The sequence below is a fragment of the Actinotalea sp. Marseille-Q4924 genome, assembly GCF_916618755.1.
In the GTDB taxonomy this organism is placed as follows: domain Bacteria; phylum Actinomycetota; class Actinomycetes; order Actinomycetales; family Cellulomonadaceae; genus Actinotalea.
In genome coordinates this window covers 341,984-364,675 of sequence record NZ_CAKAKB010000006.1, presented here as the reverse complement: position 1 = coordinate 364,675, position 22,692 = coordinate 341,984, and the positions used below count along the sequence as shown (strand labels likewise).

General features: G+C 74.3%; 20 protein-coding genes and 1 riboswitch. Of the genes, 13 read left to right on the top strand and 7 right to left on the bottom strand.

Going from position 1 to position 22,692, the window contains the following annotated elements; all coding sequences use genetic code 11:
* The first annotated feature begins 7 nt into the window (after positions 1-7).
* Positions 8-160 carry a hypothetical protein gene (locus LG379_RS16700; RefSeq protein WP_225755718.1) on the top strand — a complete coding sequence of 51 codons (153 nt, stop codon included), beginning with the start codon at positions 8-10 and terminating at the stop codon, positions 158-160.
* Positions 161-269: 109 nt separating this feature from the next.
* Here LG379_RS16700 and LG379_RS16695 read toward each other — a convergent pair whose 3' ends face one another.
* Positions 270-2,198, bottom strand: a complete 1,929-nt coding sequence (locus LG379_RS16695) for a hypothetical protein (RefSeq protein ID WP_225755717.1) — start codon at positions 2,196-2,198, stop codon at positions 270-272.
* A 521-nt stretch (positions 2,199-2,719) separates the two neighbouring features.
* Here LG379_RS16695 and LG379_RS16690 point away from each other — a divergent pair.
* The 3 genes from LG379_RS16690 (at position 2,720) to LG379_RS16680 (ending at position 4,928) form a co-directional block, all read left to right on the top strand.
* Positions 2,720-3,256: a low molecular weight protein-tyrosine-phosphatase gene (locus tag LG379_RS16690; protein ID WP_304522802.1), complete on the top strand. Its 537-nt coding sequence runs from the start codon at positions 2,720-2,722 to the stop codon at positions 3,254-3,256.
* Between the two features lie 63 nt (positions 3,257-3,319).
* A complete protein-coding gene (locus LG379_RS16685; RefSeq protein ID WP_225755716.1) occupies positions 3,320-3,727 on the top strand; it encodes a zf-TFIIB domain-containing protein in 408 nt (135 codons plus the stop codon).
* 46 nt (positions 3,728-3,773) lie between these two features.
* Positions 3,774-4,928 (top strand): pyridoxal phosphate-dependent aminotransferase, encoded by a 1,155-nt coding sequence (locus tag LG379_RS16680; protein ID WP_225755715.1) that lies wholly within the window; start codon positions 3,774-3,776, stop codon positions 4,926-4,928.
* A gap of 11 nt (positions 4,929-4,939) precedes the next feature.
* On the opposite strand, the gene LG379_RS16675 is transcribed toward LG379_RS16680, so the two are convergent.
* A complete protein-coding gene (locus LG379_RS16675; protein ID WP_225755714.1) occupies positions 4,940-5,977 on the bottom strand; it encodes an NAD(P)-dependent alcohol dehydrogenase in 1,038 nt (345 codons plus the stop codon).
* Positions 5,978-6,095: 118 nt separating this feature from the next.
* Between LG379_RS16675 and LG379_RS16670 the strand changes: the two genes are divergently transcribed.
* Entirely contained in the window at positions 6,096-6,767 is a 672-nt protein-coding gene (locus LG379_RS16670; protein ID WP_225755713.1) for a TetR/AcrR family transcriptional regulator, read from the top strand.
* A 51-nt stretch (positions 6,768-6,818) separates the two neighbouring features.
* Here LG379_RS16670 and LG379_RS16665 read toward each other — a convergent pair whose 3' ends face one another.
* Positions 6,819-7,271: a hypothetical protein gene (locus LG379_RS16665; RefSeq protein WP_225755712.1), complete on the bottom strand. Its 453-nt coding sequence runs from the start codon at positions 7,269-7,271 to the stop codon at positions 6,819-6,821.
* Positions 7,272-7,657: 386 nt separating this feature from the next.
* Between LG379_RS16665 and LG379_RS16660 the strand changes: the two genes are divergently transcribed.
* From LG379_RS16660 to LG379_RS16625, 8 genes are all read left to right on the top strand, one after another.
* On the top strand, positions 7,658-8,179 hold the full coding sequence (locus LG379_RS16660; protein WP_225755711.1) for a hypothetical protein: 522 nt from the start codon (positions 7,658-7,660) through the stop codon (positions 8,177-8,179).
* Between the two features lie 222 nt (positions 8,180-8,401).
* Positions 8,402-8,500, top strand: a riboswitch (glycine riboswitch).
* Positions 8,501-8,700: 200 nt separating this feature from the next.
* Positions 8,701-11,559 carry an aminomethyl-transferring glycine dehydrogenase gene (gene gcvP, locus LG379_RS16655; RefSeq protein WP_225755710.1) on the top strand — a complete coding sequence of 953 codons (2,859 nt, stop codon included), beginning with the start codon at positions 8,701-8,703 and terminating at the stop codon, positions 11,557-11,559.
* Positions 11,556-12,770 carry a glycine cleavage system aminomethyltransferase GcvT gene (gcvT, locus tag LG379_RS16650; RefSeq protein ID WP_225755709.1) on the top strand — a complete coding sequence of 405 codons (1,215 nt, stop codon included), beginning with the start codon at positions 11,556-11,558 and terminating at the stop codon, positions 12,768-12,770. Before gcvP ends, gcvT begins: the two co-directional genes overlap by 4 nt.
* A gap of 53 nt (positions 12,771-12,823) precedes the next feature.
* Entirely contained in the window at positions 12,824-13,198 is a 375-nt protein-coding gene (gene gcvH, locus LG379_RS16645; protein ID WP_225755708.1) for a glycine cleavage system protein GcvH, read from the top strand.
* A gap of 249 nt (positions 13,199-13,447) precedes the next feature.
* Positions 13,448-13,678, top strand: coding sequence for a helix-turn-helix transcriptional regulator (locus LG379_RS16640; RefSeq protein ID WP_225755707.1), 231 nt, complete (start codon positions 13,448-13,450; stop codon positions 13,676-13,678).
* 146 nt (positions 13,679-13,824) lie between these two features.
* Positions 13,825-14,379: a hypothetical protein gene (locus LG379_RS16635; RefSeq protein WP_225755706.1), complete on the top strand. Its 555-nt coding sequence runs from the start codon at positions 13,825-13,827 to the stop codon at positions 14,377-14,379.
* A 71-nt stretch (positions 14,380-14,450) separates the two neighbouring features.
* The gene (locus tag LG379_RS16630) at positions 14,451-14,903 is read left to right on the top strand and encodes an NUDIX domain-containing protein (protein ID WP_225755705.1); all 453 of its coding nucleotides are present in this window, start codon (positions 14,451-14,453) and stop codon (positions 14,901-14,903) included.
* On the top strand, positions 14,903-15,478 hold the full coding sequence (locus LG379_RS16625) for a DUF4287 domain-containing protein (RefSeq protein WP_225755704.1): 576 nt from the start codon (positions 14,903-14,905) through the stop codon (positions 15,476-15,478). The genes LG379_RS16630 and LG379_RS16625 overlap by 1 nt, the downstream gene beginning before the upstream one ends.
* A 12-nt stretch (positions 15,479-15,490) precedes the next feature.
* Here the strand turns inward: LG379_RS16625 and LG379_RS16620 are convergent, their stop codons facing one another.
* From LG379_RS16620 to LG379_RS16605, 4 genes are all read right to left on the bottom strand, one after another.
* Complete coding sequence (locus LG379_RS16620) at positions 15,491-16,153, bottom strand: DNA-3-methyladenine glycosylase I (RefSeq protein ID WP_225755703.1); 663 nt, start codon at positions 16,151-16,153, stop codon at positions 15,491-15,493.
* Positions 16,154-16,261: 108 nt separating this feature from the next.
* On the bottom strand, positions 16,262-17,713 hold the full coding sequence (locus tag LG379_RS16615; protein WP_225755702.1) for a PQQ-binding-like beta-propeller repeat protein: 1,452 nt from the start codon (positions 17,711-17,713) through the stop codon (positions 16,262-16,264).
* 9 nt (positions 17,714-17,722) lie between these two features.
* A complete protein-coding gene (locus LG379_RS16610) occupies positions 17,723-17,893 on the bottom strand; it encodes a hypothetical protein (RefSeq protein ID WP_225755701.1) in 171 nt (56 codons plus the stop codon).
* A gap of 137 nt (positions 17,894-18,030) precedes the next feature.
* Positions 18,031-22,656 (bottom strand): DUF3418 domain-containing protein, encoded by a 4,626-nt coding sequence (locus LG379_RS16605; RefSeq protein WP_225755700.1) that lies wholly within the window; start codon positions 22,654-22,656, stop codon positions 18,031-18,033.
* Between the last annotated feature and the right edge of the window lie 36 nt (positions 22,657-22,692).

Genomic DNA, 22,692 nt, shown 5'->3' with positions numbered 1-22,692 from the left:
GGTCATCATGGGTGATTTCGCCGTCGCCAACGCCGGTGCCTCCACCGCTCGCGAGGACGTCACCGCGGCAGTGCCGCCGCAGCTCGTGGCCCGGTGGGCCGCCATCGCCGGGGAGCGGGCGCTCCTCGGCTTCCTGCCCAACCAGGTCAGGACCGCCTGACACCCTCAGCACACGAGAGCCCGGCGCCCCGAGGGGTGCGCCGGGCTCTGTGCTGTCCGGGTGCGCGTCGGTCCGTGCGTGCCGCCCGTCCCGGGCAGGCACCTCCGCGCTACTGGTAGCTGACGAAGTCCGGCACCGGCTGCACCCCGCCGTACGTCTGCTCCGGCGTCAGCATCGGCAGGTCCTCGTCGACGAAGTTCTTCCAGCCCCACCACAGCCCCTCGGGCGCCGTCCTCCGCAGGGCGCTCCACGTGTCCTGCTTCGCCGGCTGGGAGCCCTGCCCGTCCACGTGGACCATGAGGGCGAGCTCCTCGTGCGACATGTCGAGCCGCTCCCGCTCCTGCACCATCGACAGCCGGAACTGGTGCAGGACCAGCAGCTTCTGGGGCAGCGCGTTGTCCCGGGTGAGCTGGGCGAGCCAGTCCGCGACGGTGTTGACCTCGTCGATCCCGACGGAACCGATCTGGCGCAGGTGCACCTGGTCCGGCGCGAGGCGCCACTCCGGGTCGAGCGCGAGCCCGACGTTCGGGTACCGCAGCAGCGGCTCGTACATCTTCGCCTGGGTGAGGAAGTCCGTGCGCCCCGGCTGCAGGTCGATGACGACGTAGACGCCGGCGTCCCGTGCCGCCTCGACCCACGGCACGAACGACTCCACGGGCAGCTCGCGCGAGTAGTTGCCGTCGGGTGTCGCCTCGGCCGCCGCGACCGTCGCGATGATCTCGAAGGCGGGGACGACGACGTCCGGCGTGAGGGCCTGGTACTGCGCGGCGAGCTGCTGGGCACGAGCGATGCTGCCCGGCAGGTCCTGCTCGCCGAGCATGCCGAGCGCGGACGTCCCCGGCGTGCCGTACAGCGCCACCATGCGCCGACCCGGGAACAGCACCTGGCCGCCGCCGGGCAGCTCGACCCCGGTCGCCGCGGTCCGGACCTTCCACGCCAGCTCCTCGGGCGTCCCGAAGGCCGGTCCGAGGGCCACCACGGTCTGCGGCGCGGCGGCCGCGACGGCCTGCACCGTCGCGCTCGTCGCACGAGGGTCGCCGCTGGGCACGGCGACGACGGCGAGCCCCGCCGCACGGGCCGTCGCCGTGGGGGCGAGGTCCTGCGTCCCGCCCGTGACCAGCAGCGTCGCCGCCTCCGGCGCCTCGGGCAGCTCGGTGAGGGGCCATGCCTCCGCCGGGGCGTCGTCGGTGGACTCCTCGCTGCCCTCGTCCTCGGGCGCCTCGTCCTCCTCGCTCGAGGGGGAGGGCGCGGGCGAGGTCCCAGGCGTCGCGCCGGGTGTCGCCCCGGGAGCCTCGGTGCCCGACCCGGTGGTCTCGTCCTCGGCGCCGGGCGCCGGGGGCGCCGCGCCCTCGAGCGCCAGCAGCGCGGGCGCCGCGCGGTCCAGTCCCGCGACCGACGTCGCCTCGCCCCCGGCTGCGACGGGCGTCGCCGCGCCGAGCTCCGTCCCGAGCAGCTCGGCGAGGGCGGCGTCGTCCTGCGGGGCGGCCACGACGACGACGTCCTCCGTGGCGTCGACCGTCACCTCACCGACGGTGAGGACGGCCAGGACCTCCAGGCGGTCCAGCTCGGCCGCGGTGGCGTCCGTGGGCGGGGCGCTCTCGTCGGACGCGTCCGGCGAGGGGGTCGGCGCGGGCGAGGCGGCGTCCCCGGACCCGTCCTCGGTGCCCTCGCCGGCCTCGGCCGCGGCGCCGTCGTCGGCAGCGTCCAGCAGGAGGGGCGCGCCGAGCGCGACGGCCGCGGACGCCGCCCGGAGCTGCGCCGCGACGTCGTCGGCCGGAGCGACGACGGCGACCGGCGCGGAGGCGAAGAGCGTCTCGCTGGTGCGCAGGGCGGCGGCGACCGGGTCGGCGGCGTCGAGGACGGTCGTCGCGTCCGGCGGCACGCTCACCTCGCCCTGGTGGACGGTCGGCGGCTCGGGCGTCGGGGTCGGCGTGGCGGTCGGCAGCGACTCGCGCTCGCCGTCGGGCGCGACGACGGAGCAACCAGCAAGGGCGAGCGCGACCACGGCGACGAGGGCGGTCCGGGTGGGACGAGGCATGCGGTCCTGGGTCCTGTGCGGGGGCAGACGGGCGCGCCGGACGTCAGCGGCCCGGACGACCCGACCATACGGGGGGCACCTGGGGAGCGCACCGTGGCGAAAACTCTTGGCAGACGGCCGACGGCGGCTTACCGTCGTGCCACACGGGAAAGGAGGTGGTCCGACGGTGCATACATCCAGGACGCGTGAGGTGACTGTCCGCTAGTCGCCCGAGAACATCGGACGGAGTGCTTCCGGTCCCGACCCGCCTCGAGCGGCGAGCGAGACCCAGGCAGTCGCCGGAGCCCGTGGGGGTCGTGACTCGTCCATCGCGACACCCTGGTCCCAGACCAGGAGCCCACGGGTTTTCTCCTGCCCGCCGGCGCCCCCCGCCCGCCCCACCCCGCGTCTGATCCGCCACCGTGCGTCCGATCCGCACGGTGCGACATGCGGATCGGACGCAGAGATGCGGCCTGGAGGGGTTGGGGTCGGCCGGCGCCGCGAGAGGTCCGCCCGTGCCGGCCGTCCGCGACAATGGGCACGTGAGCCGCCCCTACCGCGTCATGACCGTCTGCACCGGCAACATCTGCCGCTCCCCGATGGCCGAGGTGGTCCTTCGGGACCGGTTCGAGCGTGCGGGCCTCGGCGACGCCGTCGTCGTCGACTCGACCGGGGTGAGCGACGAGGAGCACGGCAACCCCATCGACCACCGCGCCCAGGTGGCCCTGCGCGCCGGCGGCTACGACGTGCCGCGTCGCCGCGCCCGGCAGGTGACGGCGGTCGACCTCGCCGCGCACGACCTCGTGCTCGCGATGACGGCGAGCCACGCCCGCGCACTGCGCCGGATCGCGCACGAGGAGCCGGGCGTGACGGAGCGCATCCGCATGTACCGCTCCTTCGACCCGGCCGCACCGACCGACGGGCCCGAGCACGCCCTCGACGTCGACGACCCGTGGTACGGCGACCAGGCCGGCTTCGAGACGACGCTCGCGGAGGTCGAGGCGGCCGCGGACGGCATCGTCGAGCACGTCCGTCGTGCGCTCGCGGACCGCGCGGCGGGAACAACCGGACCGTCCTGAGCGTCGAGTCAGTGGGATGCTCGTGCCTCGCCAGCCCGGCGACCACCGACCGAGGAGGACCCGATGCGCTGCCCCGTCGACAGCGTCGAGCTCGTCATGACCGACCGCCAGGGCATCGAGATCGACTACTGCCCGACGTGCCGCGGTGTGTGGCTCGACCGCGGAGAGCTCGACAAGATCATCGAACGGTCCACGGCCCCGGTCGCGGCGCAGTCGGCGCTCGACGCGGCCACGGGCGAGTACCGGCCCGACCACCACGACCCGCGCTTCCAACCGCGCTTCGGTGACGTCCGCCCGGACCCGGGGTACGGCAGCGGGTACGACCCGCGTCGCGACCCGCGGTCCGGGGACCCGCGGTACGGCGGTGACCGGGACCAGCGCGGCTACGACCCGCGCCAGGGCGGGTACGACCCCCGCTACGACAAGCGGCGCAAGAAGAAGGCCTTCCTCGAGGACCTGTTCGACTTCTGACGGCACCCCGGGGCGGTGCGCCGGGCGCACCCGGCACCATGGGGCCATGAGGATCGCCCGACGTTCGCAGGTGCCACCGTTCGCCGTCATGGAGGTCCTCGCGGCGGCCAACGCCCGCGCGGTCGCCGGCGAGTCCGTCATCAGCCTGTGCGCCGGTCAGCCGGCGTCGGGCGCACCGTCCGCCGTCCGCGCCGCGGCCATGGGTCTCCTCGCCGACGGCGACCTGGGCTACACCGAGGCGATCGGCACCCCGGCGCTCCGTGCGGCCCTCGCCCGGCACTACGGCCGCTGGTACGACGTCGACCTGGACCCGGCGCGCGTCGTGGTCACGACCGGGTCCTCGGGAGCCTTCCTGCTCGCGTTCCTGGCGGCGTTCGAGCCGGGGGACCGCGTCGCGCTGGCCCGCCCCGGCTACCCGGCGTACCGCAACATCCTCACGTCGCTGGGCGTCGATGTGGTCGACCTGGACTGCGGTCCCGCGACCGGCTTCCGCCCGACGACGGCGCAGCTCGCCGCCGCGCACGACGACGCCCCGCTCGCGGGTCTGGTCCTCGCGAGCCCGGCCAACCCCACGGGGACGATGGTCACCGGGGCCGAGCTGGACGCCGTCGTCGGCTGGTGCGCGGACCACGGGGTCCGGCTGGTCAGCGACGAGATCTACCACGGCATCACCTACGGCGACGCGGGGCGCGGGGCGACGGCCGCGGGCCGGGCGGACGAGGGCGCCGTCGTCGTCTCGAGCTTCTCGAAGTACTGGGGGATGACGGGCTGGCGGCTGGGGTGGCTCGTGCTGCCGCCGGACCTCGTGCCGCCGGTCGACGCGCTCGCCGGCAACCTCGCGCTGTGCCCGCCGGCGCTGGCGCAGCACGCGGCGCTCGCGGCGTTCACGGAGGAGTCGTACGCGGAGGCGGACGAGCGGGTCCGCGGGTACGCGGCCGCGCGGGACCTGCTGCTGCGGCGGGTGCCGGCGCTGGGCTGGTCCGTCGCCCCGCCCGACGGTGCGTTCTACCTCTACGCGGACGTCGGGACCGACGACTCCGTCGGCTGGTGCGCGCGGCTGCTGGCCGAGACGGGCGTCGCGCTGACGCCCGGGACGGACTTCGACCCGGTCGACGGCGCCCGGTGGGTGCGGTTGTCCTTCGCGGCGGGGGAGGCGGCGGTGGACGAGGCGCTGGACCGCATCGCCGCCTGGCAGGGCTGAGGCCGGCCCTCTCAGCGTTCGTTCGACACCTGGACGACGACCTTGCCGCGGACCCGGCCCTCCTGGACGTGCGCGAGGGCGGCGGCCGTCTCCTCGAGCGGGAAGGTGCGTTGGAGGGTCGGCCGGACCTGCCCGCGCTCGACGTAGCCGGCGAGCTCCTGGAGGTCCGCTGTGCGGGTTGACGAGACGAACATCCGCACCCGCGGTCCGCGGCGGCCGACGAGCGACGCGAGGCTCGCGCGGATCTGGCGGCCGAGGTTGCCGGTGACGGGGCCGCCGGTCTCGTCACCGACGAGCACGAGGGTGCCCGACGAGCGCAGCGCCTGCCGTAGCCGGGTCACCGGTCGCCCGCCGGCGATGTCGAGGACGGCGTCGAACGACCCGTCGGTCGGCAGGTCCTGCTCGTCGTGGGCGATCACCTCCGTTGCTCCGAGCGCGCGCACGAGGTCCGCCTTGGCGGCGCTGCACACGCCGACGACGTCGCAGCCCATCGCGACCGCGAGCTGCACCGCGTACGAGCCGACCCCTCCGGAGGCGCCGATGACGAGGGCGCGGTGGCCCGGCTGCACCCGCGCGACGTCGCGCAGCGCCTGCAGGGCCGTGAGGCCGGAGACCGGCAGCGCGGCGACCCGGACCGGGTCCACCCCCGTCGGGACCCGCGCGAGCTTGCGGGGGTCGGCGACGGCACGCTCGGCGAACGACGACGTCGCGGCGCCGTAGACCGTGTCGCCGACCGCGAGTCCCGTCACGTCCGGGCCGACGGCCTCGACGATGCCGGCGACCTCCAGCCCGAGGCCCGACTGCCGGGGGCGCCGCAGACCGGTGGCCACCCGCATGACGCTCGGCGTGCCGGTCATCATGTGGACCTGGCCGCGGTCGACGCCCGCAGCGACGACGCGGAGGAGGACCTGGCGACGGCTCGGGGCGGGCGTCGGCACGTCGCGGACCTCCACGACCTCCGGGCCGCCGTACTCCGCTCGGACAGCGGCGCGAATGGTGGGGCCGCGACTGGTCGCGGCTGCCTGCTGGGCGGGCTGACTCGACGACATGGCGACTCCCTGACGCTGTAAGGCTGATGTGGACGGACGCTAGTCTTACGCCGTAAGAGCCGTCAAGCCTTATGGTGTAAGTCGTCAGATCGGCGAGTGGACGACGACGGGAGGCGCCGTGCCCGCAGGCACCCGCACACCGCTCAGCCGCGAGCGCATCGTCGGCGCGGCGATCGCGCTCGCGGACGACAAGGGCGTCGAGGGGCTGACGATGCGCGCCCTGGGCCGGGTGCTCGGCGTCGAGGCGATGTCGCTGTACCACCACGTGCCGAACCGGGACGACGTGCTCGACGGCGTCGTCGACCGTATCTACGCCGAGTTCTACGCGCCCGTGGCCGGGGCGGACTGGAAGGACGAGCTGCGCCGTCGGTCGCACTCGGCGCGGGCGGTGATCCGGCGCCATCCCTGGGTGATCCCGCTGATGAACGCGCGCAGCAGGCCCGGCCGCGGCACGCTCGCGCACCTCGACGCCGTCATCGCCGTGCTGCGCTCCGCCGGCTTCTCCCTCCCCATGACGGCGCACGCGTTCGCGCTCGTGGACGCGCACCTGTACGGCTTCCTGGCGCAGGAGGTCAGCCTCCCGATCAGCCCGGGTCAGGGTGTTCAGGAGATCGCCGACGGCCTCGCGGAGACGACCGACATGGCCGCGCACTTCCCGCACCTGGCTGAGCTCGTCGCCGGTCACGCCCTGCAGCCGGGGTACGACTTCGGTGACGAGTTCGAGTACGGCCTGGAGCTGGTGCTGGAGGGCTTGGAGCGCGACCTGCACACGGACGAGGGCGCTCGGTAGGGCCTGTGCGGCGGGCGTGAGCCCTCGCTCCGTCGGGCGCGAGAACGGCATCTACCCCACGTGGAAACCTGTGGAGCCATGAGGGAACGCGCCGTCCACCGCGAGGTGAACTCTCATCGAGTTGACGCCCGCTTCCCACGTCACAGCCCGATCGGGCTGACTCATCCAGTCGCCCATGCCCTGCAGCAGCACCCCGAGTCGCTCGTCCGGGTCCCGACGAAAGCGCACGTACGCCGCACCGCCCGTCGGCAGCGGGCCGTCTGTCGCCCAGCCGAGGTCAAGGAAGCGTGCGGCGAACCAGGTCAGCACTGCTCCAGCACCCGCGTCGACCTCGACCCAACGCTCGACATAGGCATCGGCGCTTCCGTTGTCGAAGCCGCAGCCGGCGCCCTCGTCGTGCGCGTTCGTCGTCGCCGTTGACGCGCGCTCCGCCGGATGCAGCAATCGCATCTCGGGCGCGCTCAGCAAGTGCGTGCCTGTGACGGGACGCCGGTACCGAACCACCTCGCCGATGCTAGACCGCTTGCAGTTCGGCGTTCCGGAACGGCACCAGGCCGGTCACCCCAGCGCCCGGCCCACCGTCGAGCAGTAAGTCGGAACACTCGAAAGGGGAAGAACACGGCACGGCTATCACATCGGAAGTCGCGGGAGGCGGTGCGGTAGCGTCCCGACCGGTTGTCCAGGACGCCAGGAGGAGCATGAATCTGCCCCGCGGCAGAGATGTCACCATCGACGCCATTCAACTCGGCACGATGGCAGGTACACGAGGCCGTTCACTGGACATCACGGGCGCCGCCACCGTGCGCGACGTCGACTGCAGAGGTCTCCACTGGGAAGAGCTCGCCATCAGGGGTGAGCAGTCGTACTGGCGCTCAGGGATTCGACTCGTGATGGGAAAGCGTGCCCAGCCTGTGTTCATCCGGTGCGACTTCTCCGGACTCCGCACCGCGGGATTCGTCGCCCATGCCGACTTCGCGCAGTCGCTCTTCCGTGATGTGGAGGTGAAGGTGTCGCTCGGGACGCTCCGGTGCACCTTCGTTGGGTGCTCCTTCACGGGCGCCGAAGCCCGAGGTAGCGCGGGGCTCGCCCTCCTGGCCGCGGCGCTGCTCGTGAACGCCGTGTGGCTCCTGGGCCGAGCCCCGCTCGTCGGGGTGTGGGTCGCGCCGGAGGCCGTCGTCGTCCGCGGGTGGCTCCGCACCACGGTGCTCGACCGCGGCCGGCCCGTCGACGTGAGGGCGGCGCGCTACGACGGCGCGCTGGTCCGGGGTCGGTCTGCGCTGCTCTGGTACCTGGTGGTCCACAGTCCGGACCACGAAGAGCGCCGGCTGCGCGTCACGACCACGACGCAGCGGCGCGCACTGCAGCGGTGCCGTCAGCTCGAGGACGTCCTCGCGGCGGGGCAGCCGGCGTGATCGCCAGGGCGAGAACTGGCCACTGTGGGTGCGTCTCGTTCTCATCGGGCTCGTCGGGTTGAGCGGCGGCCTGCTCATCCCCGGAGCGTCTCGCAGAAACCGCGCGGACGGACCACCCGGCCCGGACGCGCGTCGGGACGGTGCGGACACAGCTTCCCTCTGAGGGCCGCTCGGGACGGCGAGTACGCTTGCCCTCCGAGCCACCACAACTGAATCGCTGCTCGAACCGTGACGGGAGAGCTCGCTGCCCACCCAGGCAGCCGGGCGCCGAAGGAGCAACCTCCCCGGGAATCTCTCAGGCCCACGTACCGCCACGGTGAGGCAACTCTGGAAAGCGGGCAGGCGTCCGATGACGTCGCCCCACCGACGGTGCAAGTCGGCGCGCCCCGGGCCCCTGCGACACGCAGACCGGCCATGGCGGACCGGCAAAACTCTCAGGTCGCGGCCCCGCCGCGGATGACAGAGCGGGGAACCCACACCCTCGTCCCGGCGCGCGCCGGGCACAGCCCTGGGGAGTTCCCGTGAACCACAGCCGCACCCCCGCCGCCGACGGCTTCGTCGACCGGCACGTCGGCCCCCGCGCCGCGGACCTCGACCGCATGCTCGAGACCGTCGGCGCCCCGTCCCTGGATGCGCTCGTCGACGAGGCCGTCCCCGCCAGCATCCGGCAGCCCCGGCCGTTGCAGCTGCCGCCTGCGCGCAGCGAGGCCGAGGTGCTCCGCGACCTCCGCGCGCTCGCGGCCCGCAACACCGCCCTCCCGACGATGATCGGCATGGGCTACCACGGCACCGTGACGCCGCCGGTGATCCGCCGCAACGTCCTCGAGAACCCCGCCTGGTACACGGCCTACACGCCGTACCAGCCGGAGATCAGCCAGGGGCGGCTCGAGGCGCTCCTCGTCTTCCAGACCGTCATCGAGGACCTCACGGGCCTGCCCGTCGCCGGCGCGTCCCTGCTCGACGAGGCGACCGCCGTCACGGAGGCCGTCCTGCTCATGCGTCGCGCGGTCAAGGGCAAGCCGGACGGCGCCGTCGTCGTCGACGCGGACTGCCACCCGCAGACGCTCACCGTCGTGCGCGGGCGCGCCGAGGCGCTCGGTCTGCCGCTCGTCGTCGCGGACCTCACCGACGGACTGCCGACCGACCTGCCCGACGACGTCGTCGGCGTCGTCGTGCAGCAGCCGGGCACCTCCGGACGCATCCGCGACCTGCGCGGCATCGTCGAGCAGGCGCACGAGCGCGGCGCCCTCGTCACCGTCGCCGCGGACCTGCTGTCCCTCACCCTCCTGACGAGCCCCGGCGAGCTCGGCGCCGACATCGCCGTCGGCACGGCGCAGCGGTTCGGCGTCCCGCTCTTCTACGGCGGCCCCCACGCCGCGTACATGGCGGTCCGCGGCGGCCTCGAGCGCAGCCTCCCTGGTCGCCTGGTAGGCGTCTCCACCGACGCCGACGGCGCCCCGGCCTACCGCCTCGCCCTGCAGACCCGCGAGCAGCACATCCGCCGCGAGAAGGCCACGAGCAACATCTGCACGGCCCAGGCCCTCCTCGCCGTCGTCGCCGCCATGTACGCCGTCCACCACGGCCCCGACGGCCTGACCCACATCGCCCAGACGGTCCACGCACGCGCCACCACCATCGCCGACGCCCTCCGCGCCGGCGGCCTCACGGTCGTCCACGACGCCTTCTTCGACACGGTCCTGGTCAAGACCGAGGGCCGTGCGGACGAGGCCGTCGCCGCAGCCCTCGACGCCGGCTACACCATCCGCCGCGTCGACGAGCACCACATCAGTCTCACCACCGACGAGACCACGAGCGACAGGGACGTCGAGGCGGTGACGCGAGCGCTGGTCCAAGCCCTCACCGGGGGTGAGGCACCGTCCCCCCGCGCCGGAGCGGACCCGACCACGACCTCGATCCCGGCAGACCTGCGTAGAAGCACGCCGTTCCTCGACCACCCCACCTTCCACCGCCACCGCAGCGAGACCGCCCTCATGCGCTACCTCCGCCGCCTCGCGGACAAGGACCTGGCGCTGGACCGCACGATGATCCCGCTCGGCTCCTGCACGATGAAGCTCAACGCCGCTGTCGAGATGGAGGCGATCTCCTGGCCGGAGTTCGCCAACCTCCACCCGTACGCCCCGGCCGAGCACGCCGAGGGCTACGCCGAGCTCATCGCCCAGCTCGAGCGCTGGCTCGCCGAGATCACGGGCTACGCCGCCGTCAGCGTCCAGCCGAACGCCGGCTCCCAGGGCGAGCTCGCCGGGCTCCTGGCGATCCGCGGCTACCACCGCTCCCGCGGCGACGAGGGCCGCACCGTCTGCCTCATCCCGGCCAGCGCGCACGGCACGAACGCGGCGAGCGCGGTGCTGGCGGGGATGCGCGTCGTCGTCGTCGGCACGGCGCCCGACGGCGAGGTCGACCTGGCGGACCTCAAGGCGAAGCTCGACCAGCACGGCGACACGGTCGCCGCCATCATGATCACCTACCCGTCGACGCACGGCGTCTACGAGGAGCACGTCCGCGAGGTCTGCGCGCTCGTCCACGAGGCGGGCGGGCAGGTCTACATCGACGGCGCGAACCTCAACGCGCTCGTCGGGCTCGCGCAGCCGGGCGACCTCGGCGGCGACGTGTCGCACCTCAACCTGCACAAGACGTTCGCGATCCCGCACGGCGGCGGCGGTCCCGGCGTCGGACCGGTCGCGGTGGCCGAGCACCTCGTGCCGTTCCTCCCGGGGCGCGGGGCGACGCAGGTCTCCGCGGCGCCCTTCGGGTCGGCCGGCGTGCTGCCGATCTCCTGGGCGTACGTCGCGCTGCTTGGTGCCGAGGGCATGCGGCGCTCGACGGAGGTCGCGGTCCTGTCGGCCAACTACGTCGCCACGCGCCTGCGCGAGCACTTCCCGGTGCTCTACACCGGCCCGAACGGCCGGGTCGCGCACGAGTGCATCCTCGACCTGCGTGACATCACCAAGCGCACCGGCGTCACCGCCGAGGACGTCGCCAAGCGCCTCATGGACTACGGCTTCCACGCCCCGACGCTGAGCTTCCCCGTCGCCGGCACGCTGATGGTCGAGCCGACCGAGAGCGAGGACCTCGGTGAGCTCGACCGGTTCTGCGAGGCGATGATCGCGATCCGTGGCGAGATCGACAGGGTCGAGGCGGGGGAGTGGGAGCTCGCGCGCTCCCCGCTGCGCAACGCCCCGCACACCGCGGCCGCCGTCGTCGCGGACGGCTGGGACCTGCCGTACAGCCGCGAGGTCGCCGCGTTCCCGGTCCCGGGACTGCGTGCCGCGAAGTACTGGCCACCGGTGCGTCGGATCGACCAGGCTGCAGGGGACCGCAACCTGGTGTGCGCCTGCCCGCCGATCGAGGAGTACGTGTGAGCGACGAGACGTCCCCCGCGACCGACGACGGCGTCGAGGCCCTGCGGCTGACCCCGCTCGACGCCGAGCACCGCGCTCTCGGCGCGACGATGACCGGCTTCGCCGGGTGGTCGATGCCCCTGCGCTACACCTCGGACCTCACCGAGCACCAGGCGGTGCGCGCGGCCGCGGGGTTGTTCGACCTGTCGCACATGGGTCAGATCAGCGTCACGGGTCCCGAGGCGGGCCGCGCGCTCGACCTGGCGCTGGTCGGGAACATCAGCGGGCTCGCCGTCGGCCGGGCGCGCTACACGATGATCTGCCAGCCGGACGGCGGGATCATCGACGACCTCATCGTCTACCGCACGTGCGAGCAGGAGTTCCTCGTCGTCGCGAACGCGTCCAACGCGACGGTCGTCACGGCGGAGCTGCAGCAGCGCTGCACCGAGCACGGGGTCGACGGCAGCGTCGGCACGGGCACGGAGGACCCGGCGGGCCCCGAGGCGACGACGACGGCGCTCGTCGCCGTCCAAGGTCCGGCGGTGGCCGGGATCGTCGGTGGGCTGGTCGTCGAGGACGACCGCGCCGCGCTGGAGGCCCTGCGCTACTACGCGTGCACGCGGGCTCGGTTCGCCGTCGACGGCGGCACGGTGGAGGCGCTCGTCGCCCGCACGGGGTACACCGGTGAGGACGGCTTCGAGCTGTACGTCGCCGCGGCGGACGCGGTCGCGCTGTGGCGCTCGCTGCTCGCCGCCGGCCGCCCGGAGGGGCTCGTCCCGGCCGGCCTCGCGTGCCGCGACTCGCTGCGCCTCGAGGCGGGGATGCCGCTGTACGGCCACGAGCTGGACCGCACGACGACGCCCCACGACGCCGGCCTCGGCCGCGTGGTCAAGCTGGACAAGACCGACGACGACGGCGCCCCGCTGCCGTTCGTGGGGCGCGAGGCGCTCGCGGCGCGCGGCGGCTCGGAGCCGTCGCGCGTGCTCGTGGGGTTGCAGGGCCTGGGCCGCCGGGCGGCACGGCACGGTCACGAGGTGCGGCGGCCCGGCTCCGAGCACCGCGTGGGCGTGGTGACGTCGGGAGGACCCTCACCCACCCTGGGCCACCCGATCGCGATGGCGTACGTGACACCGGAGGTCAGCGCGGTCGGCACCGAGCTCGCCGTCGACGTGCGCGGCCGGGCCGAACCGGTGCGCGTGGTGGCCCTGCCCTTCTACCGTCGTCCTGACTGACCTCTGCCTGACCTGACCTGCACGAGACCCGCACCGACCGCACTGGAGCCGACGTGAGCGACGCCATCCCCGCCGACCTGCAGTACACCGCCGAGCACGAGTGGGTGGCGCAGGGAACGCCCGTCACCGTGGGCATCACGCGGCACGCCGCGGACGCGCTCGGCGACCTCGTCTACGTCGAGCTGCCGGAGGTCGGCGCCGAGGTGACCGCCGGGTCCGTGTGCGGGGAGGTCGAGTCGACGAAGTCTGTCTCGGAGATCTTCTCGCCGGTCTCGGGCACGATCGCCGAGGTGAACGCGGCCGTCGTCGACGACCCTTCCCTGGTCAACACCGACCCGTACGGCGAGGGGTGGCTCTTCAAGGTCGAGGTCTCCGACGCGAGCGGTCTGCTCTCGGCGGAGGAGTACGGGGCGCTCGTCCAGGCCTGACCTGCCTCGGGGCGCTGCTCCATCCGGGTGAACCGACCTGGAGCGCGACCTGTGTGTGTCGCAACGCGTTGACCTGCGGTTTCGCGTCGCCACGACGCCGCTCTACCGCTCCCTGTCGGTCCGCGCAACGGCTCGCGGGCGATGTCGGGGGTGAAAACCGCGTCATGGCCGAGGCTGCGCGTGCTCTCACCCGGTGTCACCACGAGCACGCACGGCGCGCAGGAGCGCCGTCGCCCCCAGGAGGTCACCATGTCGACTCAGGCGGACGTCACCACGCATCGCCTCGGCGAGCCCCTCACGCGCCGCGAGCGCGTCATCCTGTCCAACCTGGACGAGGACGTCACTCTCGAGGAGATCGCGAGCAAGCTCTTCGTCACCCGCAACACGGTGAAGTCGCAGGTGCGCAGCGTGTACAAGAAGCTCGGCGTCTCCACGCGGGCCGACGCGGTGGCGTGCGCCCGCGCCTTCGGCCTGCGCTGACCTCTTCTCCGACGCGCGCCGGTCAGCCCGGGTGAGGGGCGGCCCCGAGGGGCCGCCCCGTTCGCGGGTACTGTCGGGGCCACGTGGTTCTCCCCCGGGCCCGTGCAGCCCCAGGTCGTTGGCAGGTGAGCGTGGATCGTCCGGCCGTGCCCTCTCCGGCGGACGACCACTGGGCCCCCGAGCGCATCGTCCTCGCCGGCCGCTCCCTGGACCACGCCGGTGTGCTGGTGGTGGAGCGTGACCAGTACGGCGAGGTCCTGACGCAGGAGCCCCTCGAGGGGATGGCGGCCGTCGAGCAGCGCTACCCGCCATGGGCCCGTGGACCCTTCGGGCGGATCGAGCCGCAGCGCCGCCTGCCCCGGCGGCCGGGGGTGTTCGCGCTGGTGCAGGCGGGGGTCGTCCGGTACGTCGGCGGTTCGCCGGACCTCGCTCGGACGTTCTCGCCGAGAGGGCTGGGGGAGATCAGCCGTCGGGACGCGCAGCGCAGCACGGCCGAGGAGGCGTGCCGCCTGAACCGGCTCGTCGTCGCCGAGGCCGGCGTCGGCAGGGTCGTGGACCTCTACGTCCTCGTGCTGGAGCGTCCGGCGTTCCCGGCCGCCCTGCTGGGCGGGGTCCTGCGGGGTGCGAGGAGCGAGGACCCGCACGCCGTCGCCGACGAGCTCGCCACCCGGAGCCGGGGGGACTGGCACAGGGCGCCATGACCGGGGCGGGTCCCACCGTGGCGTCGCCCACGTCGCGGATAGCGGCTCGTCCGACCTGCGAGAATCTGGACATGTCCGAGCGCCCTGCCCCGGTCGTCGTCGTGGCGGCCGCGCTGGTGGACGACCTGGTGGTCCCCCGGCGGCTGCTCGCGGCGCGCCGACGGCGCCCCCTCACGCTCGCCGGCCGGTGGGAGTTCCCGGGCGGCAAGGTCGACGCGGGGGAGACGCCGGAGGAGGCCCTGCACCGCGAGCTCGTCGAGGAGCTCGGGGTGCGCGTCGAGCTGGGTGAGGAGATCGTCGCCCCGGAGCCGGACGGATGGCGCATCACGACCCGTCACGTCATGCGGCTGTGGACGGCGGTGGTCGTCGACGGCTCCCCGGAGCCGCTCGTCGAGCACGACGCCGTGCGGTGGCTCGACCAGGGGGCCTGGCTGGACGTGCCGTGGCTCGACGCCGACGTCCCGATCGTCCACGCCCTCGCCGCGCGCGCCGCCGTGCTGCGGACCGACGACAGGAGCCGCTGATGGTCAAGGACCCGGTGCGGCGGCACGAGCACGCCGTGAGCGAGGAGGCGGTCCGGGAGCGGACCGGTCGCAGCCGCGAGGAGTGGTTCACGGCTCTCGACGAGGCCGGCGCGACGGCGTGGACCCACCCGCGGATCGCACGCTGGCTGGGGGAGGAGCACGGCGTCGACGCCTGGTGGTGCCAGTCGCTCACCGTCGGCTACGAGCAGGCGCGCGGGATGCGGGCGCCGGGGCAGCGCCCGGACGGCACCTTCGAGACCAGCTCGAGCGTGACCGTGCCGGTGGCGGTGGAGAGCGCGTGGGCGTGGTGCACGGAGCCGGAGCGCCGTGACCTCTGGCTCGACGAGCCGATCGAGGTGCGGGGCCAGACGCCCCACAAGACGGTCCGGTGGACCGCCGCCGACGGCCGACGTGTGCTGCTCAGCACCGATGCGCTGCCCGAGGGCACGCGCGGTCCGCGGACACGCGTGGCGGTGACGCACCGTGGCCTGTCGTCGTCGGAGGAGGTCGCGCAGCACAAGGAGCGGTGGGCGGCTCGACTGCGCCGGCTCAAGGAGCTGACCACCGGGGACTGAGCCGGGCAGGCGTCAGCCGGTGACGACAGGGCAGCCCGCCAGGTGGTCGTCGACGAGGCCGCACGCCTGCATGGCCGCGTACGCCGTCGTCGGGCCCACGAACCGGAAGCCCTGCGTCTTCAGGGCCTTCGCGAGTGCTCGCGACTCCGGCGTGGTCGCCGGGACCTCGGCGTAGGTGACCGCACGGGGGTCCCGCACGCGCTGCTCCGGCGCGTGCGACCACAGGAGGTCCGTCAGCGTCTGGCCGGCGTCCCAGAGGCCGAGGACCGCGCGCGCGTTCGCGATGCTCGCGTCGATCTTGGCCCGGTTGCGGATGATGCCCGCGTCGCCGAGGAGGCGCGCGACGTCGTCGTCGTCGAACCGGGCGACGCGCTCCGGGTCGAAGTCCGCGAACGCCGCCCGGAAGGCGGGACGCTTGCGGAGCACGGTGATCCACGCGAGCCCGGACTGGAACGCCTCCAGGCACAGGCGCTCGTACAGCGCCTGGTCCCCGCGGACCGGCACGCCCCACTCCGTGTCGTGGTACTGCTCGTAGAGAGGGTCTCCGTCACCGAAGCAGCGCCCGGCGACGGCGCCGGGTGTGCTCGCGAGCCCGGGCTGGGCCACGGACGATGACGGCGCGGCCGCGAAGGGTGACGAGGCGGATCCGTGCAGCGGCGGGGGCGTGGGCGGCATGTCCCGAGTCTGCTCCGAGGGCCCGACATCGGGGCGGGCGGCGGTCGCGGAGCCTGTGGACGACGTCGCCGGGCCGGGGGCTGTGCTCATCGGCTGCTCATCGGCTGCTCACCGCAGGACGACGACGTCCTCGCGACCGCCGGACGGGATGACGGCCACCACCGCCCGCCCCTGGCGCTGGACGAGCCGGCTCCCGTCGGGCAGCCGCGCGTCCCAGACCTGGCGTCCGGAGGCGAGCTCGAAGGTCGACATCGTCGCCACCCCGTCCCCCTGTCCCGTCAGCGCGATGCGGACGCCGTCGGTGAGGGTCGGCGAGGTCGCACCCTCCACGGTCGGCTGGAGCTCCGTCTCCCACAGCGTCTCGCCCGTGCGGACGTCGACGGCCACCAGACGGTCGCGCTCGGAGAGCACCAACCGCCCGTCCAGCAGTGCGCGCGCCCTGCCCGACGCCGGGCGCTCCCACCGCTCCTCACCCGTCCCGACGTCCACGCCGACCAGCGCGCCGTCGCGCACGAGCACCACGACCGGCGGCTCGGCGTCCCCCACGACGTCGAGCTCGACCGGCGCACCTGTCAGCGTCGCCGTGCGCTCGCCGTCCGGCGCCACCCACACGCCGGTCGTCGAGTCGGTCCAGATGCCGACGCCGTGCCCCGGCAACGTCGCGAAGGGCAGGCGTTCCGGAGCCGGCCCGGATGTCGGCGTCCGCTCGACGAACTGCAGCTCGCGGCCGTCCGCGGCCAGCACGACGGTGGCCTCGGCACCGCGGACGACGACCAGGTCGCCCACCGTGACCAGGCTCGTGGCGGCGCCCACGCCCACCTCGACGGAGAGTGCCGTCCGCCAGACCGACTCGCGCGACCCCACGTCGTAGCGCGTCACGTGCGTCGTCCGGGTCGCGTCGTCGCTCTCGACCAGCAGGAGGTCGTCGCCGACCTGACCGACCGAGACACCGAACCAGGGGGCGTCGTCGTCGACGCCCTCCACGCGGCTCGCCTCGCCGCTCGCTGCATCGACCAAGTGCCAGTCGACGACCGGCTGACCGACGGCGTCGGTCTCGTCCGTCACCCAGAGCGCGCAGAGCAGGACCGACCCGCCGGGCGGGCCGACCGCGGCGTCGCACGACCCCGGCCACGCCTCGGGCGGGCCCTCGACGCGCCAGCGCTCCTCTCCCGTCGCGAGGTCGAGCGCGGCCACCGCGGGTCGGTCGGGAGGGCGTGGGTTCGAGGACGTCACCAGGAGGTCTGCGAGCTGGGTCGCCGCGCCCCCCGCGCCGAGGTCCACCCGCCACGCCTCCTCGGGCGGCTCCGCGAGGGAGTCCACGACGCCGGGGACGTCCGCGTGGCGGTCGAGGCCCGACTGCCGTCCGCGTTCGTCGACGACGGCGTACATGCCCGCCGCCCCGACCACGGCAAGGCCCAGGACGACGGCCCAGGTGCGGCGTGCACCCCAGCCGGGTCCGGAGCCACGCCGCGACGCGCTCGGCCTGACGGCGGTGCCATCGCCCTGCGTATCCTGCTCGCCCTCGAGCTCGACGAAGGTCCCCCTGCTGTCCCCCTGCATCCGCCGAGGCTACCTGCGCGCCGTCGCTGGGAGGCCGTCGTCGTCGGCGCGCGACGCCTCGTGGCCGACCGGGACCGAGAGCAGCCCGTCGCGGACGGCACCGAGGAGCGACACGTCGACGCGCGTGGACGGCATCGTCAGTGCCTCGCGGGCGCGGGCAAGATCATTCGTGTCCGCCATGGCGGACAGGCTACGACGCGGGTGCCGCACGCGGGCAAGACCTCGGCCGGGTGAGTCGCGGGGTGAACTCGGCCCCCGCGTCGATGGGGAACGCCTGCCCCGCCGGCCGGTGCACCCGCTCCCCGTGAGCCGGGGTGCTACCGGCCGAGGGCCGTCCGGATGCGCTTGGCCGACACGGGCTGAGGGGTGCCGAGCTGCTGGGCGAAGAGGCTCACCCGCAGCTCCTCCAGCAACCAGCGCACCTCGGTCAGGCGCTCGTCGCGGGCGGCGTCGGGCGCCGCCGAGCGGGCGGCCTCGACGGCGGCGTCGTACTCGTCCTGGAGCTCGTGGACCTGCCACGCCAGGCCCTCGTCCTTGCCCGGGTTCTCGGCGGCCTTGCGCAGCCGGTGAAGCGCGGCCCGCAGGTAGCGCACCAGGTGGGGCAGGCGCCCGGCGCCGGCATCGGCGACGAAGCCGTCGTGGACGAGCCCCGCGAGCTGGTCCTTGAGGTCGGTGAGGGTGTTGAGCAGCGCGAGGCTCGACGTGCCGCGGATCGCGACGTCGAGGTCGCGGCCCGCCGTCAGCACCGCCGCGGCCTCCCGCGCGACGGCGTAGGTGCGGTCCTCGAGGGCGTCGCGGGCCGCGGTGCGGGCCTTGGCGTAGGTGTCGGCGTCCCGCACGGCGCGCGCCCCCCCGATGGCGCCCTCGAGGATCACCTCGAGCGCCGCGCGCTGCAGGTCGAGCACCAGCGCGTCCGTCGACCGGTACGGGCTCGCGGCCAGCGTCAGCGACTCCGCGGCCGTCCAGCGCGTGGTGATGCGTCCGGTCGCGAGCGCGAGCTCGGCCAGGAGCAGCTCGCGCACCCCCTCGGGGTGGCGACGGCGCTGCTGCGCCTGGTCGGCGAGGACCCGCACCGCGACGGTCGTACGGCCGCCGTTCGGTTCCACCACCAGCGCCGGGTACCCGTGCACCGTCAGGCCGCCGACGGCGGTCGTCACCACGTCGGGCAGGCGCCCGTCGGGCAGCCCGTCCGGCCAGGTCGCCAGGTGCTCCCGCTCCAGGTCCGTCGGAGGAGCGGCCGCCGCCGGCCGGCCGGCCGGCGTCGAGGTCGCCGCTTCGGGAGGGCCGGCTGAGCGTGACGGGGCAGTCTCGGCGCGGGCGGCGTCGTCGGCCGCCCGGGCGTCGCGCTCCGCGACGGCGGCGCGCACGGCGTCCCGGACCGCGGTGCGGACGGCGCTCTGGGACTGCGCGGCGAGGCGGCGCTGCAGGGCGAGCAGGTCGGTGCCCTCGTCGAGGACGACGGCGCCCGAGCCCCGCTCCTCGAAGACCCGGAACGTCATGCGCAGGTGGGCCGGAAGCCGGGCGGTACGCCAGGCGTCGTCGGGCACCTCGACGTCGCGCAGTGCCCGGACGGCGCGCGTGAACGTCTCGGCGAACGACGGCGCCATGTCCGCCGCGCGCACGATGTCCTCCCACGACGGCTCGTTCTCGCGGATCCAGGCGACGACCTCGCGGGCGACGTCCGGCGCGGGCACGAGCTGGACGCGCACGGGCTTGGGCAGGCCGCGGATCGTCTCCGTGACCAGGTCGGTGAGCATCCCCGGGACGAGCCGGTCGAAGCCCTCGGGCCGCACGCGGTTGAGCACCTGGACGGGGACGTGGACGGTGACGCCGTCGGCCTCCGTGCCCGGTTCGAACTGGTACGTCAACGGGAGGCGCAGGTCGCCCTGCTCCCACACCGCCGGGAAGTGGGCGAGGTCGGCAGCGGCACCGGCGGCCTCCTCGGTGACCAGCATGTCCAGGCCGAAGGTCAGCAGGTCGGGCTGCTCCCGCTGCGCGGTCTTCCACCACTGGTCGAAGTGCCGCGCGGAGACGACGTCGGCGGGCACGCGCTCGTCGTAGAAGGCGAAGAGGACGTCGTCGTCCACGACGAGCCCGCGCCGGCGAGCGCGGTGCTCGAGCTGCTCGGCCTCGGCCATCGTGACCTGGTTGTCCCGGAAGAAGCGGTGGTGCGTCGTCCACTCGCCCTGGACGAGCGCGTGGCGGATGAAGAGCTCGCGCGCGTGCTCCGGGTCGACCTTCGCGAAGAGCACCTTGCGCCGCGCGACGATCGGGACGCCGTACAGCAGCACCTTCTCGAGCGCGGTCGCGGCACCCTGCTTGGTCGACCACGCCGGCTCGGAGTAGGTGCGCTTGACCAGGTGGGGGGCGAGCTCCTCGGCCCACTCCGGCTGGATGCGTGCGGCGTCCCGCGCCCAGAGCCGCGAGGTCTCGACGAGCTCACCGGCCATGACCCACGACGGCGGCTTCCGCGACAGCGGCGACCCGGGGAAGATCGCGAACCGCGCCCCGCGGGCTCCCAGGTACTCGTTGCGCGCCTGCGGCTTGCGCCCGGGCCGGTCGCCGCGGCGGTCCTTGCCCGTCGGCCCCCCGACGCGCACCTCGGTGACCTCCTGCATGCCGATGTGCGACAGCAGCCCGGCCAGCAGCGCCTGGTGGATCCGGTCCGCGTCCCACGCGAGGCGCAGCGCGCCGGGGGCGGCCGGGTCGGCGTCGTCGTCGGCCGGGGCGTTGACGCGCGCCGGCGGGCGCACGGTGATGCCGAGCGGCTTGGCCATCTCCTTGAGCTGGGCGACGACGTCCTGCCACTCCCGCATCCGCAGGTAGTTGAGGTACTCGGCCTTGCACAGGCGGCGGAACGCCGACCCGGACAGCTCGCGCTGCTGCTCGCGGACGTAGTTCCACAGGTTGAGGTAGGACAGGAAGTCCGACGTCGGGTCGGCGAAGCGCGCGTGCTGCTGGTCGGCCTGGGCGCGCTGCTCGGCGGGACGCTCCCGCGGGTCCTGGATGGACAGCGCCGCAGCGATGATCATCACCTCGCGGGCGACGTCGCGCCGGCCACCCTCGACGATCATGCGCGCCAGGCGCGGGTCCATGGGGAGGAGGGCGAGGGCGCGGCCGACGTCCGTCAGGCGAGTGCCACCAGCACGGTCGGAGGGCCCCGTGCCACCAGCACGGTCGGACGACTCAGTGCCACCAGCACGGTCGGACGACTCAGTGCCGCCAGCACGGTCGGACGACGCAGTCCCGCCAGCACGGTCGGACGACTCAGTCCCTCCGCCGCGCTCCGGCGGCACCGTCTCCAGCGCGCCGAGCTCGGTGAGGAGCTGGACGCCGTCGCGGATCGCGCGCGTGTCGGGCGGGTCCACGAAGGGGAACGCGGCGACGTCGTCGGGGGTCTGCGCGACGCCGACCGCGACCATCTGCAGGATGACCGACGCCAACGACGTGCGGAGGATCTCCGGCTCGGTGTACTCGGGGCGGGACAGGAAGTCCGCCTCGGAGTACAGGCGGATCGCGACGCCCTCCGCGACGCGGCCGCAGCGCCCGGACCGCTGGTTCGCCGACGCCTGGCTGATCGGCTCGATGGGCAGGCGCTGCACCTTGGTCGCCTTGGACCAGCGGGAGATGCGCGCGGTGCCGGGGTCGACGACGTACCGGATCCCCGGGACCGTCAACGACGTCTCGGCGACGTTCGTGGCCAGCACGACGCGGCGGGTGCTGTGCGCCGCGAACACGCGGTGCTGCTCCGCCGCCGACAGCCGGGAGTACAGCGGCAGCAGCTCGACGGCGCGGGGGTGGCGTGGGTCGGTGACGCGGGGGCCGAGATGGCCGCGCAGGGCGTCCTCGGCGTCGCGGATCTCCCGCTCCCCGGACAGGAAGACGAGGACGTCGCCCGGGCCCTCGCGCTCGAGCTCGTCCACGGCGTCGCAGATCGCGGTCATGAGGTCGCGGTCCTCGTCGGCGCGCGGGGCGCTCCTGGCGCCACCGCCCTTCGCCGCCTTGCATTTGGGGGGCTTGCCCGCCTTGGGGGGCGACGGGGCCTCGAGGTCGCGCAGGACGTCGTCGTCGGAGCCCTCCGGGAGGTCTGGCGACAGGGGCCGGTAGCGGAGCTCCACCGGGTACGTCCGGCCGCTGACCTCGACGACCGGCGCGGGGACGCCGTCGGGGTGCTCGGGCGTCGGCGGGCCGGCGAAGTGCCGGGCGAACCGCTCGGAGTCGATGGTCGCGGACGTGATGATCAGCTTGAGGTCCGGCCGCCGGGGGAGCAGGCGCGTGAGGTACCCGAGGATGAAGTCGATGTTGAGGCTGCGCTCGTGCGCCTCGTCGACGACGATCGTGTCGTAGGCGAGCAGCTGCGGGTCCCGCTGGATCTGCGCGAGCAGGATGCCGTCGGTCATGACCTTGACCAGCGTCTCCTCGCTGGACTGGTCGGTGAACCGGACCTGGTAGCCGACGATCGAGCCCAGGGCACCGGTGCCGCCGGTGACCTCCTCGCTGATCCGCTCGGCGACGCTGCGCGCCGCGATCCGGCGGGGCTGCGTGTGGCCGATCTGCCCGTCCCGGCCGCGACCGAGGTCCAGGAGGATCTTCGGGATCTGGGTGGTCTTGCCCGATCCCGTCTCCCCCGCGACGACGACGACCTGGTGGTCGCGGACGGCCGCGGCGATGTCCGCCCTGCGCGCCGAGACCGGCAGCTCCTCGGGGTAGGTGATGGGCGGGACGACGACGGCGCGACGCTTCTCCGCCCGGCGCTCGCGGCGGGCGTGCTCCCGGGCGGCGTGCTGGGTGGCGCGGCCGACGGCGGCGCGGGCGTCGTCCTGCGGGCCCGTGGGGTCGGCAGGGCGGTCCGGCCGGCGCCGGCCGCGACCGCGTCCGCGCGAGCCGGGACGCCGTCGTCGGTCCTCCGACGACGGTCGCTGCTCCTGCTCGGGCTCACCCACGGACGACCATTCTCACCGACCGGCCGGGGCGTGGCC

Excerpts from the sequence above, each read along its gene's own strand:
- LG379_RS16700 (WP_225755718.1), top strand. The coding sequence starts at position 8 with ATGGGTGATTTCGCCGTCGCCAACGCCGGTGCCTCCACCGCTCGCGAG.
- LG379_RS16695 (WP_225755717.1), bottom strand. The coding sequence starts at position 2,198 with ATGCCTCGTCCCACCCGGACCGCCCTCGTCGCCGTGGTCGCGCTCGCC.
- LG379_RS16685 (WP_225755716.1), top strand. The coding sequence starts at position 3,320 with ATGCGCTGCCCCGTCGACAGCGTCGAGCTCGTCATGACCGACCGCCAG.
- LG379_RS16680 (WP_225755715.1), top strand. The coding sequence starts at position 3,774 with ATGAGGATCGCCCGACGTTCGCAGGTGCCACCGTTCGCCGTCATGGAG.
- LG379_RS16675 (WP_225755714.1), bottom strand. The coding sequence starts at position 5,977 with ATGTCGTCGAGTCAGCCCGCCCAGCAGGCAGCCGCGACCAGTCGCGGC.
- LG379_RS16660 (WP_225755711.1), top strand. The coding sequence starts at position 7,658 with ATGGGAAAGCGTGCCCAGCCTGTGTTCATCCGGTGCGACTTCTCCGGA.
- LG379_RS16640 (WP_225755707.1), top strand. The coding sequence starts at position 13,448 with ATGTCGACTCAGGCGGACGTCACCACGCATCGCCTCGGCGAGCCCCTC.
- LG379_RS16630 (WP_225755705.1), top strand. The coding sequence starts at position 14,451 with ATGTCCGAGCGCCCTGCCCCGGTCGTCGTCGTGGCGGCCGCGCTGGTG.
- LG379_RS16625 (WP_225755704.1), top strand. The coding sequence starts at position 14,903 with ATGGTCAAGGACCCGGTGCGGCGGCACGAGCACGCCGTGAGCGAGGAG.
- LG379_RS16620 (WP_225755703.1), bottom strand. The coding sequence starts at position 16,153 with ATGCCGCCCACGCCCCCGCCGCTGCACGGATCCGCCTCGTCACCCTTC.
- LG379_RS16615 (WP_225755702.1), bottom strand. The coding sequence starts at position 17,713 with ATGCAGGGGGACAGCAGGGGGACCTTCGTCGAGCTCGAGGGCGAGCAG.
- LG379_RS16610 (WP_225755701.1), bottom strand. The coding sequence starts at position 17,893 with ATGGCGGACACGAATGATCTTGCCCGCGCCCGCGAGGCACTGACGATG.